The following is a 15961-nucleotide window of genomic DNA, read 5'->3' on the forward strand; positions in this document are numbered from 1 at the left end:
TTGTGTACGGTGGGTCTTCGGCATGGACGCCTGCAAGCCAGATGAGTATTATGGCGCCCGCATTGCACCTGTAGCTCAGCTGGATAGAGTACTGCCCTCCGAAGGCAGGGGTCATGGGTTCGAATCCCGTCAGGTGCACCAAAATCATGTTTCTAGTTGTCTACCGATGTCTATGAAACGCCCTACGAAGCCCGCCCTGTGCGGGCTTTGTTGTTTCTGGTTGTCTATGGATGTCTCCCCTTATACCTTAGCGCCCTGTATCCCAGGGTGTACCCCTGGGAGATCTTAGAACCGAGGGGATACAGGCCTGTGAAACGGTCGGAAATCAAACGTAGGCCACTTAGCGACACTGCACTCGCGAGCATCGAACCCGAGACCCGCGAATACCGAGAGCTCGACGGCAACGGGCTCTACCTCCGAGTCAAGTCGGACGGTCAAAAATCTTGGCAACTTCGGTACAAGAACCAAGCGGGAAAATGGAGCTGGCTCGGCCTCGGGGGCTATCCGACCGTGAGTGGCGCCCTTGCACGCAGGAAAGCGCTAGATCTTCGAAAGGAGATCGCCCAAGGCGAAGACCCGCTCGCAAACAAAAAAGCGCGTAAGGCAGCAGAGCTCGAAGCGGCGACCAACACGTTTGAATGTCTTGCCCGAGAGTGGATCACCATTCGTACTCCGGGTTGGGCAGCAAGCACAACGAAGCGCAACGTAGGTGCCTTAGAGCTTCACGTTTTTCCGGTGTTCGGTAAGCGCGTTTACACCGAGATCACCCCCAAGCAATGGATGGACTTCTTCCAGACGCTGGAGCGTAAGGGCATCTTTGAACAGATGAGTCGGGTTCGTCGTTCCTGCAAAGAAATCTACGACTTGGCGAGAGTTACGGGCCGGGCAATTCAATCGAAAGGAATCACATATGGAAATTGAAAAAGTCATCCTCAAAGGTTTTCGGAACTACGTAAATTCCACCGTAAACCTACAGAGTAAAACACTGATAATCGGCGCCAACGACTCCGGAAAGACAAACTTTATTTTTGCACTTAGGCTATTATTAGACAAATCCCTTTCAGAAAGTGATATCGAGCCGAACGAGTCAGATTTTTATGTCAGTCCACTAGGAATACAGCACGAAGATCTATCTATAGAAATCCATTTCAAAGACATACAAGAAGATGCAGTTCTTTCCATCCTCAAAGGAAATGTATCGAGCGATGGCAAATCAATTCTAAGATATGAAGCAAACAGAAAGACGCTTGATTACTCAATCAAACTAGGCATCGACAAAAAACACCTCACGCCAGTTAACAGCAGATTTTATCTGAAATACCTCAATCTTAAATATGTAAAATCAAGTCGTGACCTTGAAAAATTTGTTAATCTAGAAAAAAGACATCTCCTGAAGATATCTCAAGAGCTGCGCACTGACGAAGAGGTTGAGTCAGACCAGAAGCAACTTGAGATTATCGAAACCAATCTCGACACGATAAATGGGCTAGTAAGCAAACTACATTACGTAAACAACGCGACTGACGCTGTAAACGAAGAGCTTCTTAAACTATCACATGACCTCACAAACTACTCCGTTCATCTAGATTCAGGAGCAATACAGACGCAACAATTCATTGATAATTTAAAGCTAGGGGCCAGCACATCCGGATCTAAGATCTCTTTGGGTGGCGATGGCCGTAATAACCAAATTCTAATGGCTTTGTGGAAAGCGAAAAGCCAGCGAGAGTACGACCCTGAAAGTGAAGTAGTTTTTTACTGTGTGGAGGAACCAGAGGCGCACCTCCATCCTCATCAACAAAGAAAGCTAGCAGATTATCTAATTAAGGATCTACCAGGGCAGACAATTATCACTAGTCACTCACCGCAAATAACCGCTCGCTACTCACCAAATGCTATTACCCACATAAAAAATTCAAATGACGGTAGTTATGCCGCCAGCAATGGATGTTCAAATTGCATAAGTAACGAATGGGACAATCTTGGATATCGAATGAGTATCCTACCAGCGGAAGCTTTCTTTTCAAAATGCGTGCTGCTGGTTGAGGGACCATCCGAGCTTCTATTTTACAATGAGTTGGCGAAACAAATTGGTATTGACCTAGACTATTACAACATATCAATCCTGAACGTTGAGGGCATTCAATTTAAGGTTTACACGAAAATCCTAGATGCAATGGAAATTCCATGGGTAATTCGCACAGATAATGATGTTTCAGCGATAACTGTGAATAAAATTCAGCTTCGTAATCTCGCAGGTCTGAACAGGTGCTTAAGTCTCGCGGGACATAAAAAGCTCGAACATATGCCTGAACTGACTACACAGCAAAGCGTAATCAAAGATGGGATATGGGAGGAGGTTTCTTCAAAAGTAAATCCGCATGGCATATTCTTGTCTAAAATCGACTTAGAAACAGATCTCTGTGAAGAATTTCCAACCCAGCTGCAGCAATATTGTAAAACTACTGATTTTCCTACTGCGATTGCTTTCCTTCAAGCAAAGAAAGCGATTCGAATGAGAGAGTTTCTCAGTCAGCATGCCTCAAGTCTTGCCGCTGCTACCTCCGGCTTGCTGGCGAAGCCGCTGCACCACTGCGTAGCGCAGGTACGAGCAAAATGATTAATTTCACGGATGAACAAAAAGAAGCAATCAAGCCACAAGGCTCTTTGGTGATTACTGCTTGCCCAGGAAGCGGTAAAACAGCAGTTATCGCCGAGAAAATACGAAATGAACTTCAAATATTAAAGCGCTATCAAGGCGTTACTGCCATCACCTTTACTCGCAAAGCTAGCAAGGAACTAGAAGAACGTTGTCGGGCAGGCGACTCTGATACTAAATCAAGCTTCTTTGGAACTATTGACTCATTCTGCTTATCTGAAATTCTATACCCCTTTCTGAACCAGCTATTGGGAGGTAGCACTGAAAATATTGAGCCTAAATATGAGTCAGATCTGACGGTACAAGAAAAGGCTTTAGCAGCTACCTTGAGCGATATTGACCAAATTAATGATCTCAACTTAGAAGAAATAAAAGCACTGTACTCCCAAGGTACAATTTTTTTTCCAACCATACCCGCGCTCGCCCTCTACGTTCACGAAAAGTGTGAGGCATGTAGAATTTATCTGAAAGCAAAATACACAAGCATCTATATCGATGAATACCAAGACTCTTCCAGCGCTCAGCATAAGCTCTTTCTGAGCCTCGTCGATTCTGGCATAACGGGCGTGGCGGTGGGTGATTTGCAGCAGTCAATATACGGATGGAGAAGATGCAGCCCGGAGTTTCTAAAAGAACTTATGAGACACCCGAGCTTTACGCATCGAACCGTATCCTACAACCATCGATGCCACCCATCAATCGCCAATTATGCAAATAGACTTTTCAACGAAGACTTTGAATTAGCTGAAACACATTCTATACAAGTCTGGCAAAGTAAATTTAACGGAACGCAGCGTGACGCAGCGGCTTCCCTCAACCGTCTCATCCCTGCGATACTTGAAAAAAACAAGTCATACAAGCCATCAGATGTAGCCATTCTTGTAAGAAATAATCGCACCCTAGGCTACCTAAGAGATCATCTTTCTCTACCGTGCAGAATTTTCTCAGACGATGCTATAGACGATCTTCAAAGTAGGGCTGGTATTTTTTGGTCGGCCTTACTGAAGTATAGGTATGACCAAACTATCACACCTGATCAGGTATTAGATACTCTTCCAGAGCACTCAAATTTGTCTAGGGCGAAAATGATAGACGCCCGTAGGACGATAAAAAAAATCAGAAGCATAGATACTACACTTCTTGAATCCTATCTTGCAGCAGCCTCGAAAAAGCTGCTCAACTCAGACCCAAAAGATAGTGAGTTAATCGCTTTAAAGCTCGTAGCTGGCGATGCCGACGCTCTGAAGCAATATACAGCAATCTCAAGTGATGAAATTCAGTGCATGACGATTCATAAGTCTAAAGGGCTTGAATTCGAAGTTGTAATTCACCTCGACCTATGTGAATGGATAATGCCATATCAAGAAAGCGGTCAAAGTTTTGCAGATAAGGTTTATCCGAGTTGGGAGCAGGATTTAAACCTTCACTTTGTCGGGATAACTCGTGCCAAATCAATCTGTGTGCTTGTCCATACAACTCAGCGACTGAACAAATATAATGAGATAAAAAATGGCGCCCCGTCTGCATTTCTTGGTCTACCCGGACTCAAAGGGTTGTTCAGAACCTTCTCGTATCCTCGGTAGCGGACCGCACGCCTTGTATCCCGTCATGTATCCCAGGATGTTCTTCTACGAAGAATATCCTGTTAAATCAGATAGTTATAGGTTGAATTTGAAGCTCGTCAGGTGCACCATTATTTGTCAGGGCTCGCGCAGCACGTGCCGGACAACGCTAGAAGCCAAGAAGCCCGCCACTGTGCGGGCTTTTTTGTTTGTTCGCCTTCTAAAGGCAATCAAGCTCCCCGCCCTAAGCCAGTCCCACACTACCCTGCTTCTGGTAGCAGGCGTTCATAGCCCTTTCAGCCCCTGAGCTCACTCCCCCACATCCCCTGCCCCAATCAGCACATATGCCTGATCAAGCCACGCTGAATGCTCTTTGCCGTCACTTCCCGTGAAATTTGCCCGAACCCACCCGCCTGTGCTAATCCCGCTCACGCTCACAGCGGTCCCGGGCGCAAGGGAGTCGTGCTTGTCGGTACATGCCGGGTGTGGCGCCTGATAAACCCACGCCTTAATGCCGATAATCTTGCCCTGCAACACAGGGTCGTAGGTTTCCTGGCCCTCGCCAGCTGCTTGTTTGACCGCCGCGCAGTTGACCGGCGGTGCCGCTGATCCGCTCAACCGCTCGACTTGTTGCAGCAACACCTGAGTGTGGTGGTATCCGGAGACTGCGCCAAACAATGTGCCTTTGAGCACGACCGGCTGATCCAGATACGGTCGAAGCGTGTCGAAGTCACCCGCGCCCAGCACCAGCTGCACCAGTGTCTGGCCGTCCTCAACGCTGACATCGGCTTCGTTCTCGCTGCCGTCCATGCACAACGGCTCGGCCAGCGAGAGGTAAAAGCCCACTTGCGGCTCATCACCCGTCACTACGTCTTCAAAACTCGGCGGCCCAGGGAATACCTGACGGGTCAACGTGCCACTGAGCGTGGATTCGGCGGGCTCGTATTGGTGGCAGGGCGTCGCGTGCGCGATGGCGAACGGGGACAGGCACAAACCGAGCAGCGTCAGGGCTCGCAGGCAGGGAACAACATTCATCGCTGATATCCGAAGGCACTTTGAAATTAATCCACCGATATTAGAGGCATACGCGCAGATCAGCAGCGAATTTCCCATGGAGCAAAGCCTTCATTGATGCTTCGGTGTTATGTCCAAATATTACAGGCAAGGGCACGTTGACACTGTTCAGACCTGTAACGTTTGTGAGAAAGTCCGCGCATGTGGGAGGTTGCCCACATGGATGAAGCACACCCTTTTATCTAGGCCCGGTTACTACAGCCTAGCTTCTTGGACCGGTTAATGGTGGCAGTTCGGCTCGATGGATAAGCAGCATTGTCGACAGAATTCTCGGCGCTGTGGACACCCCAAAGCCGAGTCGTAATTGCCGGAATGGGCGGGTCAACCCTACAAGAATAAAAGCAACACCCAGGATATCCAGGAAGAAAACTCACTACTCAAGGATCACAAGGAAGCCCAATGGACACCACCGATCAAGCACCAAGCCGTAACGCCTACAGCGAGAAATGGCAGCAACGCTTTGCGTTTTTTGACGAGCATGGCGCGCCAAATTCACCAACTTTCAAGCCCGCATGGCTGAAGCTGCCTCTCCGGCAGAGGATCAAGATCAACGCGAACATCATTGCGTTTTTTTTCGGCCCGATTTACCTGTTCGTTCTGGGGTTGTGGAAAAAAAACCTGACGATGATCGGCATTTTGCTGGCCGTCAGTGTCGTGTCGGAAATCTTCTATTCAGCCACCGACTTTGCCTACGCCAAACAGTTGGATCTTGCTGTAGGTATCGCCATAAACGCCTTTTATGCAAGGACCACAAACTACGCCTACTACCTCAAGGAAATTAAAGGCGAACAAGGCTGGAATCCGTTCAAAGGCTGCTAAGGCTGAGACAGACCACAGAGCGTCGTCATTTTCACTGCTTCGGCGTTGTGAAAGACGAGCCTTTGCCATGGTGTCGCGCGCACGTGATGCCATGGCCGCTACAGCATGAGCCAGACGTTCAGGCGTCGCCGACATTAGCCTGAACTGGTCAGCGCATTCGACATGTAGTAAACGTGTCGGATGCTCTGGCTCGCTGATTCCAGCCCGTCACGATTTCAGGGGCGGCGGGTGGATCAGGGAACATTGAGCACCGAGGGAGCTCACACCTCTTGCCTTTGAACCGTCCTGTTGGTGACCCCCTCTATGGAACATGTACTTCCGCAAGCCTGGCTGAACGCCTTGCCGTTGCCTTGGCTCAATACCCTCGTGGCCGCCGCCGTCGCGATTGGCATCGCACTGTTGGGGCGCTGGATTGCGCTGGTTCTGCTCCGTCGCGTCGCCAAGTCGTTCGTCTTCGCTCAACAACTTCTTCATCGCGCCGAACCGCCCACCTTGTGGCTCATTCCCCTGCTCGCCCTGCAAACCGTCTGGACCTCCGCGCCTGACGACCTGCCGTTGATCAACGGCGTCAGGCACCTCAATGGCATGTTGGTGGTGGCCGGCTTTACCTGGCTGGCCTTGAGTAGCGTCAAGGCGATCGGCGAGGCCGTCGCGATCCGAAACCCGCTGGACATCGAAGACAACCTGCAAGCCCGCCGGATTCAGACGCAAGTCCGTGTGCTGGTGCGCTGCCTGAACGTGCTGGTGTTGTTGTTCGGTACCGGACTGATTCTAATGAGCTTCCCGCCAGTGCGCCAGATTGGTACCAGCCTGCTGGCATCGGCAGGGCTCGCGGGACTGGCCGCAGGCTTCGCGGCAAAGCCTGTGCTGGGCAATTTGATTGCGGGTCTGCAAATCGCGATATCTCAGCCCATTCGTCTGGACGACGTGGTGATCGTTGAGGGCGAGTGGGGCCGCATCGAAGAAATCAGCGGCACCTACGTGGTGCTGAAGATCTGGGATGAGCGGCGCATGGTGATCCCGTTGCAGTACTTCATAGAGAAGCCGTTTCAGAACTGGACGCGGAGCACGTCCAGCCTGATTGGCTCGGTCTTTCTGTGGGTGGATTATGCGTTGCCACTGGAGGAGTTGCGTGAAGAGGCGGAGCGAATCTGCAAAGAGATTCCTCACCTATGGGATGGCCGCGTCTGCGTGCTGCAGGTCACGGACACCACAGCCAAGGCGATGCAGTTGCGGGTGTTATTGAGCTCGGCTGACTCATCGCGCAGCTGGGATGCGCGATGCCACATGCGCGAGCGGCTGATCAGTTTCGTCGCCCGGCAATACCCGCAATGCCTGCCGCAGCTGCGCGCGGAGATGTCCTCGCGCACCGTGCAGCCGGAGCGCGAAGAACACGAAGCGCCAACGGAAATCGCACGTCAGCCGCCGGTGTGACATTTTTAGGTGGCGAGAAAACTCACTGCTCGCCGCTGAACATCACAAACTTGCCCATCATCAAAGCGGCAAACTGTTGTGCCGGCATCTTCACGCCGTTGAAATCCACCACGTCGTTGGCGTAATGCAGGCTGGACATGATGTTATCGCCATCAACCTTGCCCAGTTGCAACATGACCGCCATGCCGCCCGCTGACTCTGCTGCGGCCTGCGCCTGTTGCGCAATGGCAGCGGGGTCGGTCAGACCCTCAGACTTGGCGCGCAGCGCGGCCAGGTCCTTGATCATCGGCTTGGAGAGCACTAGTTTGGCGTCCAGCTGAGTCAGCAATTGCTTGAGCAATTCCGCGCCCGGTTGGTCGAGTGCCGAAGGATTGCCCAAGTCCATCGACAGGTTGAACTGACTCTCGCCATTGGCCGTTTTCAGCGAAAACTTTTCCAGCTCGATGTGCGGTTTGGCGCTCAGCAGTTTGCTGACTTCGGCCTGAACCAGCGCCTGATCTGCCGGACTCAAATGAGGCGTATAAGTGTCGCCCGCCGCAGCGGCGGCCTGTGCCTGGGGCTGAACCTTCTCTTGATAGATTTTCATCAAGGCCTGGGTTGAGGCGATGTCGAAATTGCCGAACTTCCAGAGCATCTGCATGGCGCCGATGTCATTGCCATTGAAGCTGACGTTGCCGATGTCGTAGCTCACCTGAGCGTTCAGGTTGCCTTCTACTTCTTGCAGCAGGCTGGTGTTGACGAAGTCTTTAAGCTGAATGGCCGGCTGACCCGCCGCCTGGAAGGTAGCAGAGGCGATCTTCGCGTCGGTGTGGCCCAGATAGAACCCCGACTTGCCCTTGGTGCCACCGGTGTTGAAGGTGAAGTCCTTGAGCGTCAGGTGCACCGGGCCTTCTTCGGATGTTGCGGTGACATCGACACTGCCCAGCACACCGCTGGCCTCAAGCTTCTGGCCGTCACCCGAGCCTGAAGCATTCAGGTTGAAGCCCGAAAACTTGAACGCGCCGGTCTGGTCGGTGAATTCGAACGGCAGCAATTCCACCTGGCCCAGCGCAGCGCGGTCGTAACCCATGCTGAAATGACCGGTCAGTGGTGGCTGGCCGTTGGTCATTGCAAACCATTTCTCGGAGAAGGTGTTCTTCTCGATTTGCAGGTTGCTGGCCGCCATGACGGGCACCAGTTGCAGCGACTTCACGCGGCTCCACGGCAGAGGACCGTGCTCGATGTTGTCGACAAACAGCAACTCGACCGGCTTGCCCTCGTTGAATTTGGGGTCCTGGATGTTCAGCTTGTAATGCGCGGTGCTGGTAAAGAAGTGACGGTCCAGAGAGAGCAGTTCAACGCTCGCCTTGCCTTCATGCCCGACGAACGCGGCCTGAAGCTGCTGATTGCCTTGCTGGATGGCATCGCTGAGCGCGCCTTCCAGCCGTTTTCCCGTATACCAGGCGCCAGCGGTGATGAGGACGCCTGCAACCACAATGACGCCTACGGCGATGTTGACTGATTTTTTCATGTGTCGACTCGAAGATGTCCGTTCTTGAAGAGAGGTCTTGCCTTCCTTGACCCTGGAGGGTTTCGGCGCCACACGGAGCGGCCGAGCAGCACCTTGCGCTGCCGAGAGCCCGGCGAGATTAGCACTTGGCGAGAACCTTTTGCAGCCGTTGCGCCTAGCCACAGCGATTGCCGAAGCGTTAGGCTGGACGCCAATTTGTCAACGGGATCGATGAGATGAGCGAAGTGCAAAAGCCCAAGGGTCCGGTCAAGGCGGTGATCTTCGACATGGACGGCCTGCTGCTGGACACCGAAGGCATTTACACCGAAGTGACCGACACCATCGCCAAGTGGCACGGCAAGACGTTCGACTGGGAGGTGAAGCAGCATTCCATTGGCCGCGGCTCACAGGATTTCGCTGAATACGTGATCCGGGCGCTTGAGTTGCCAATGTCTCCTGATGAGTTTCTTACCGTGCGCCAACCGATGCTGGACGAGCGCTTCCCGCACGCCAAGCCGATGCGTGGCGCCGAGGCACTGGTGCGTCACCTCGCCGAGCACAACATTCCGATCGCGGTGGGCACCAGCTCATCCCTGCATTACTTCCACGTGAAAACGAGCAACCATCGCAGCTGGTTTGAGCTGTTCAAAGACGTGGTGACGGCGGATCACGCAGAGGTGACGGCCGCCAAGCCTGCGCCGGATATCTTCCTGGCTGCCGCGCGCCACCTGGGCGTGGACCCGAAGGATTGTCTGGTGTTTGAAGACTCGCCTTTTGGCGTCACCGCTGCCAAGACCGCAGGGATGTATGCCGTCGCGGTACCCGACTCGAACATGCCGGTCGAGAAGTACGCGCACGCCGATCAGATTCTGGGGTCGCTGACCGAGTTTCCGCTGGAGGATTGGGGCCTGCCGGGGTTCGCTCGCTGATCAGCGCTGCATGCGCAGGAAATCCTGCGTCCAGACGCCACGCAGTTGCGTGGTGATCACGTCCAGGCAGGAGCGCCGCCACGGTCGCTCCTGCCTGGACCACGCGGGCCGTTAACGCCTCGTTTGTAACCACTGTCCCCTCCCCGTGCAATGAATTGCCAGCGCTCGGTTAACGACTATAGAATGCGATCAATTCTTGATTACATCCGGGAATAATTCCGGGCGGTCGCCAAATGGTCTCTATGTCGTCAGTCGTTCAATCGCGCCATCTGCATGTCCAGGACCTGTACCGCGCACATCACAGCTGGCTGCACCGCTGGCTGGATCGCACGCTGGGGAACACCAGCGATGCTGCCGACCTGGCTCATGACACTTTCATACGCCTGCTCACCCGCGAGTCCGCCACCGGCTTTGGCGCAGAGCCGCGCGCGCTGCTCACTCATATTGCCAAAGGCCTGGTCATCGATCGGTGGCGCAGACAGGACGTCGAGCGCGCTTACCTCGAGACCATCGCCCACCTGCCTGAACCTGAAGCCCCGTCGCCGGAAACTCGCTGGTTGATCCTCGAAGCGCTTTGCCGTATCGATGCGATGTTGAGTGAAATGCCCGAGAAGACGCGTACGGCGTTCCTGATGTCTCAGCTCGACGGCATGACCTACGCGCAAATTGCCGCCGCACTGGATGTCTCGCTGGTCACCGTCAAACGTTACATGCGTGACGCCTTTCTGGCCTGCCTGAGCGTCGCGTGATGACCCAACCCATCGACCCTGAGATTCTCGGCGAGGCCGCAGACTGGCTGGTGCAATTGCAGTCGGGCACCGCAACCGAGGAGGATCATCGGGCGATCCAGTTATGGCGCGGACGCAGTGCTCAACATGCCCAGGCATGGCAGCGCGCCGAAGCGATCATCGGCGACTTCCGGTCGGTACCCGGCTCGATTGCCAGCGATACGATTCGGCGAATCGGCCGCACGCCAGGCATCAGTCGACGTCAGGCCCTCAATCGCATCGGCTTGCTCCTGCTGGCGGCGCCAGCGGTCTGGCTGGCCCAGCGTGAATTGCCGTGGCAGCAATGGATGGCTGATCAACACACGGCCATCGGTGAACAGAAACGCCTGACGCTTCCTGACGGCACCCAGTTGCTGATCAACACCACCAGCTCGCTGAACATCGCCTTCAATGCGAGTGAGCGGCGGATCAAGCTCATCAGCGGTGAGGTGCTGATCACCACCGCCAAGGATCCCTCGCCGACCCACCGCCCCTTTATTGTCGAGACCCGCGATGGCTTTGCTCGGGCGCTGGGGACGCTGTTCAGTGTGCGGCTGGACGATTCGATGAGCAGGCTCGCCGTGCAGGCAGGCGCTGTGGAAATTCGAACGGTGGGGTCGGTCGCCCCCGTGATTGTGAACGCGGGCCAGCAAAGCGGCTTCAGTTCGACCCGGATTGGGCCGGTCGAGGCGCTGGATCCGGCCAGCTTGACGTGGGAAAACGGCATGGTGGTGGCCAGACAGATGCGTCTGGTGGATCTGCTGGCCGAACTTGGGCGTTATCGCCCGGGCGTTCTGCGCTGCCACGCTTCGGTCGCGGACCTCAAAGTCTCCGGCGCGTTTTCCTTACGCGACACCGACGCCAGCCTGCGCCTGTTGCAGGACACGTTACCCGTCAGCATCAGCAGCCTGACGCGGTATTGGGTGGCGGTCGGGCCTCGCGGGTAGGCGGCGTCGCAGCGTTCTCAAAAAGATTGATACCTTTTTCCCTGTCGTTCGGTGTGGAGAAGAACCCTTACATTTCTCTGCGTCGACAGGACTGCCGAATGAGCCTCAGCCCGCACCCACTCTCTCAACGAATGAGCTCCAATGTCAAAGCGCTGAGCCTGGCGGCGGCCCTGACGGCACTATTGCCGCCTCAAGCGCTGTTGGCCGCTGATGCCCCTCAGACAAGCGGGACACGCAGCTATGTCATCGCGCCCGGGCCGTTGTCCGACGCGCTGGCGCAGTTCGCCGCCATGGCCGGCGTGCAGTTGTCGTTCGATGCCTCCCTTCTTACTGGCCGCAAAAGCGCAGGCCTTCAAGGCGAATACTCGGTACCGGCCGGGTTTACCGAACTGTTGAAGGGCAGCGGCTATGCGCTCTCGACCGCTGGGGCTAACGGCTACACCGTGGTCCCCGAAGTGCAAGCCGGGGATGCCATGGAACTGGGCGCCACCTTGATCGATGGCGAACAGGGCGCCCAGGGCGACACCTATGCAGGCGGCCAGGTCGCGCGCTCGGCGAGGCTGGGGGTGTTGGGAAATCAGACAATCAAGGACGTCCCGTTCAGCGTTGTCAGCTATACCGCGAAGACGATTGCCGATCAGCAGGCAAGGACGATCGGCGATGTGCTGCTCAACGATGCCTCGGTGCGCCAATCCGCTGGCTTCGGCAACTTTTCTCAGGTCTTCACCATCCGTGGGCTGCCGCTGCAAACCGACGATATTGCGTTCAATGGCATGTATGGCGTGCTGCCCCGGCAGATCATTACCACCGAGGCCGTCGAGCGGGTCGAGTTGTTCAAAGGCCCGAACGCCTTCGTCAACGGCGTATCGCCGCAGGGCAGCGGCATTGGCGGCAGCGTCAACATCGTGCCGAAGCGCGCCGAGGATGTGTCCACGCGCAGCATCACTCTGGACTACACCAGCGACAGCCAAACCGGGGGCCACCTGGACCTTGGTCAGCGTTTCGGCGACGACAACCGCTTTGGCGCTCGCATCAATCTGGCCCAACACGGTGGGGACACCGCGATCGACGACGAAACCAAACGCTCGCAGCTCATCGCCGTGGCGCTGGATTACCGCGGCGAGCGGCTGCGTTTGTCGACCGATTTCGGCTACCAGAAAGAGCGCATCAACCAGGGTCGCTCGGTGGTATATCCCAACGGGACGGCAATGCCGCACGCGCCGTCAGCCAAGGACAATTATGCGCAGGACTGGACCTGGTCGCAGCTGGAAGACACCTACGGGATGCTCAACGGCGAGTACGACCTGAACGACAACTGGACGGCCTATGCCGGCGTGGGTGCCAAACATACCAGGGAGAACGGCGTTTATTCGTCGCTGTATGTGAGCAACAAGGACGGCGCAGCACGCACAGGCTTCCTCTACTCGCCCCACGACGAAGATAACAAAAGCGCCATTGCAGGCCTGAACGGCCACTTCACGACCGGGCCGGTCAGCCATCAGATGAACTTCGGTCTGTCGGGCATTTGGGGCGAGCAACGCTCGTCTTACGAGGCGATTCTGGTAGCCAATCGTCAGCCCAACAATCTCTACGATCCGGTGCAGAATTCTCGCCCCACCACGACCTATTTCGGCAGCGACATCCATGACCCGCGCATTGTCGGGAAAAATCGGGTGAAGAGTGCGGCGGTCTCCGACACGCTTGGCTTCGTGGATGACCGTGTGCTCCTCACCGTCGGTGTTCGCCGTCAGACCATCGAGGTGGACGCCTGGAACACGTCATCCGGTGCGCGCAATGCCAATTACGACGAGTCCATCACTACGCCGGTATACGGTCTGGTGATCAAGCCGTGGGAACACGTCTCGTTTTACGCCAACCGAATCGAAGGGCTGGCCCAAGGCCCGACTGCGCCTTCGAGTGCTGTCACGAATATCGGTGAAGTGTTTCCGCCGCGACGCAGCAAGCAGACGGAAGCCGGCGTGAAACTCGATTGGGACAGCTACGGCGCGACGTTTGGCGTGTACCGCATCGAACAGCCGAACAGTGCGACCTCTTTCATGCCCGGCCAGACGCTGGGCACGTTTAGCGTCGATGGCGAGCAGATCAACAAAGGCGTCGAGCTGAACCTGTTCGGAGAACCCGTGGAAGGCTTGCGCCTGCTGGCGGGCGCGACGTCGATGGACACGCAACTGAAGAAGACCTCCAACGGCCTTACGGACGGCAATCGCGCCGCCGGCGTGCCGCGCTTCCAGTACAACCTGGGCGCTGACTGGGACATTCCGGGCATCGAAGGCGCAGCGCTCAGCGGTCGAATGCTTCGCACCGGCGGCGAGTACATCAATGCCGACAACACCCTGAGCATCCCCGCCTGGACCCGCGTCGACCTCGGGGCCCGTTACGGTTTCAAGGCCGATGACAAATACATCACCCTGCGGGCCAACGTCGAAAACGTCGCGAACAAAGCCTATTGGGCATCGGCTTCGACCGCCAACAACTACCTGACACAGGGTGAGCCAAGGACGCTGAAGGTATCGGCTACGGTGGATTTTTAGCACGAAGCCACGCTGAAAACTCCTACCGCGCACATCGGTTCAGGCGGGCATATTGATTGGCTGCAGCAACGCTATCGTTCGCCCCATGAATCAAGTCAGACATTACCTCAGCGCAAACGGCGAAGATCATTATCAGCAATGGCTGGCTGAGCTCAGGGACCGATCTGCGAAAGCCAAAATCACCACGCGCATTAACCGGGTTGCCGCAGGTGCATTGGGCGACTGCAAGCCTGTTGGAAATGGCGTTTGGGAATTGCGGGTCGATCACGGACCGGGTTATAGGGTTTACTACGCCCAAGCAGGTAAGCAGCTAATCTTGCTGCTCCTGGGAGGCGATAAGCGCCACCAGCGTTCTGACATCGTTAAAGCCATTGATTGTTGGCACGACTATCAGCGGAGAAGGCCATGACGAACTCATGTAATCACGACGAAACAGTCATTGCGATGATTCGGGACGATCCGGCATTCGCTGCGGAGTACTTGCGAATTGCGTTCGAAGAGCTAGACGAACAAGGCGGCGAGGCCGGCTTTCTTGCGGCACTGAGACATGTTGTCGAAGCGCGAGGCGGATTGGCACTCATAGCAGAGAAAACCGGAATACCTCTTGAAAGCCTTCGTCGAGCGCTATCTCCCACCGGAAATCCTACGTTGAAGACCATGCGCCAAGTGGTCCACGCCACCGGGCTTACTTTCGCGGGAATTGCATGATTCGTTGCTACAGCCCCACCCTCAAATCCACCCCCAATGCCCGAGCGAACGCCTTGACCAGCGGGCTTCGTGGCGCGTTGTGCCTCAAGATGAGGTTAACGGGTGTTTGTAGAAAGATCAGGTCGGGACGCAGGGCGCGGAGCTGGCCGTCGCGGACCAGATTGCGCGTGTAGTGTTCGGGGAGGAAACCGATGAAGCGGCCGGTCAGGATCATCATGGCAACCGCCTCGACCTGGGAAGCCGAAGCGCACTGGCTGTCGTAATTGATGAAACTCGCCTTGTCGCGATGAATCGCGTAGCGATGATTGACGATGTCGAATGCACGCAGGCTGTCGATGCTCAGCGTGCTTTCGTCCACATCGAACAGCGGATGCCCCACTGCGCAATAAGCGTGGGAGGCCTCTTCGTACAGCTCGAAATAATCAAACTCTTCGCGGCGTTGATACACCGGCACGATGCCGAGACTCACGCGCCCCTCGACCATTGCGCGCTCGACTTCATCCAGTTGGGACGCCTGCAGACGCAGTCTGACTTTGGGCGCTTCATCGTGCATAAGTCTGAGTGCGGCAATGAGCGGCGAACTTTTGTCGGTCAGAGTGTTATCAATAACGCCAATGCTCAGATCACCAATCAACTCATTCTGCGTTGAACTAATCCGGTCACGAAAACTGTCCACCGAGGCGAACAAGTCGATAGCCGCCTGATACACAAGTTTGCCCTCTTCCGTCAGGTGAAACCCTTCCCGCCCTCGTGTACAGAGGCGCATCCCGATGCGGATTTCAAGGTCCGAAATCTGCTTGCTGATGGCTGCAAGCCCCACGTTCAGCTCGTTCTGGGCGGCGCTGAAGCCACCCGCCTCCACCACGGCCTGAAACACCCGCAACAGCTTGAAGTCCATGCCGCTGAGAGTAAGAGGAGGACGAACTCCCGGTTTAGGCGGCACGTTTCCAGAACTGGAAAGTGGAGTTTCCATAAATGCTTATTGACCTCGCCTATTGAATTCAACAGGCTCTGACTCACA

The 15961-nt window shown here is 55.3% G+C and carries 13 protein-coding genes, 1 tRNA gene and 1 pseudogene; 12 read left to right on the forward strand and 3 right to left on the reverse strand.

The window, feature by feature from the left end; translation table 11 throughout:
- Positions 1 to 64: 64 nt before the first annotated feature.
- From VF672_RS11245 to VF672_RS11260, 4 genes and pseudogenes are all read left to right on the forward strand, one after another.
- Positions 65 to 141 (forward strand) — tRNA-Arg (locus VF672_RS11245).
- 168 nt (positions 142 to 309) lie between these two features.
- Positions 310 to 897, forward strand: a pseudogene (locus tag VF672_RS11250) (tyrosine-type recombinase/integrase); the annotation flags it as partial.
- Between the two features lie 13 nt (positions 898 to 910).
- Entirely contained in the window at positions 911 to 2620 is a 1710-nt protein-coding gene (locus VF672_RS11255; protein WP_331104682.1) for an ATP-dependent nuclease, read from the forward strand.
- The gene (locus tag VF672_RS11260; RefSeq protein WP_331104683.1) at positions 2617 to 4242 is read left to right on the forward strand and encodes an ATP-dependent helicase; all 1626 of its coding nucleotides are present in this window, start codon (positions 2617 to 2619) and stop codon (positions 4240 to 4242) included. The genes VF672_RS11255 and VF672_RS11260 overlap by 4 nt, the downstream gene beginning before the upstream one ends.
- Before the next feature lie 288 nt (positions 4243 to 4530).
- Here the strand turns inward: VF672_RS11260 and VF672_RS11265 are convergent, their stop codons facing one another.
- Complete coding sequence (locus tag VF672_RS11265) at positions 4531 to 5256, reverse strand: DUF4431 domain-containing protein (RefSeq protein ID WP_331104684.1); 726 nt, start codon at positions 5254 to 5256, stop codon at positions 4531 to 4533.
- A 438-nt stretch (positions 5257 to 5694) separates the two neighbouring features.
- On the opposite strand from VF672_RS11265, the gene VF672_RS11270 reads away from it, so the two are divergent.
- Positions 5695 to 6114: a DUF2628 domain-containing protein gene (locus VF672_RS11270; protein WP_331104685.1), complete on the forward strand. Its 420-nt coding sequence runs from the start codon at positions 5695 to 5697 to the stop codon at positions 6112 to 6114.
- 303 nt (positions 6115 to 6417) lie between these two features.
- Positions 6418 to 7548 (forward strand): mechanosensitive ion channel family protein, encoded by a 1131-nt coding sequence (locus VF672_RS11275; RefSeq protein WP_331104686.1) that lies wholly within the window; start codon positions 6418 to 6420, stop codon positions 7546 to 7548.
- A gap of 22 nt (positions 7549 to 7570) precedes the next feature.
- Here the strand turns inward: VF672_RS11275 and VF672_RS11280 are convergent, their stop codons facing one another.
- The gene (locus VF672_RS11280) at positions 7571 to 9058 is read right to left on the reverse strand and encodes a YdgA family protein (RefSeq protein ID WP_331104687.1); all 1488 of its coding nucleotides are present in this window, start codon (positions 9056 to 9058) and stop codon (positions 7571 to 7573) included.
- A gap of 215 nt (positions 9059 to 9273) precedes the next feature.
- On the opposite strand from VF672_RS11280, the gene VF672_RS11285 reads away from it, so the two are divergent.
- The 6 genes from VF672_RS11285 (at position 9274) to VF672_RS11310 (ending at position 14940) form a co-directional block, all read left to right on the forward strand.
- Positions 9274 to 9966: an HAD-IA family hydrolase gene (locus VF672_RS11285; protein WP_331104688.1), complete on the forward strand. Its 693-nt coding sequence runs from the start codon at positions 9274 to 9276 to the stop codon at positions 9964 to 9966.
- Positions 9967 to 10199: 233 nt separating this feature from the next.
- Positions 10200 to 10715, forward strand: a complete 516-nt coding sequence (locus VF672_RS11290) for a sigma-70 family RNA polymerase sigma factor (protein WP_414705594.1) — start codon at positions 10200 to 10202, stop codon at positions 10713 to 10715.
- A complete protein-coding gene (locus VF672_RS11295) occupies positions 10715 to 11680 on the forward strand; it encodes a FecR domain-containing protein (RefSeq protein WP_331104690.1) in 966 nt (321 codons plus the stop codon). The genes VF672_RS11290 and VF672_RS11295 overlap by 1 nt, the downstream gene beginning before the upstream one ends.
- A 98-nt stretch (positions 11681 to 11778) precedes the next feature.
- The gene (locus VF672_RS11300) at positions 11779 to 14232 is read left to right on the forward strand and encodes a TonB-dependent receptor (RefSeq protein ID WP_331104691.1); all 2454 of its coding nucleotides are present in this window, start codon (positions 11779 to 11781) and stop codon (positions 14230 to 14232) included.
- An 85-nt stretch (positions 14233 to 14317) separates the two neighbouring features.
- Entirely contained in the window at positions 14318 to 14641 is a 324-nt protein-coding gene (locus VF672_RS11305) for a type II toxin-antitoxin system RelE/ParE family toxin (RefSeq protein WP_331104692.1), read from the forward strand.
- The gene (locus VF672_RS11310) at positions 14638 to 14940 is read left to right on the forward strand and encodes a DNA-binding protein (RefSeq protein WP_331104693.1); all 303 of its coding nucleotides are present in this window, start codon (positions 14638 to 14640) and stop codon (positions 14938 to 14940) included. The genes VF672_RS11305 and VF672_RS11310 overlap by 4 nt, the downstream gene beginning before the upstream one ends.
- A 7-nt stretch (positions 14941 to 14947) precedes the next feature.
- Here VF672_RS11310 and VF672_RS11315 read toward each other — a convergent pair whose 3' ends face one another.
- Positions 14948 to 15913, reverse strand: coding sequence for a LysR family transcriptional regulator (locus tag VF672_RS11315; protein ID WP_331104694.1), 966 nt, complete (start codon positions 15911 to 15913; stop codon positions 14948 to 14950).
- Positions 15914 to 15961 lie beyond the last annotated feature (48 nt).

The organism is Pseudomonas sp. (genome assembly GCF_036387035.1).
Taxonomy (GTDB): domain Bacteria; phylum Pseudomonadota; class Gammaproteobacteria; order Pseudomonadales; family Pseudomonadaceae; genus Aquipseudomonas.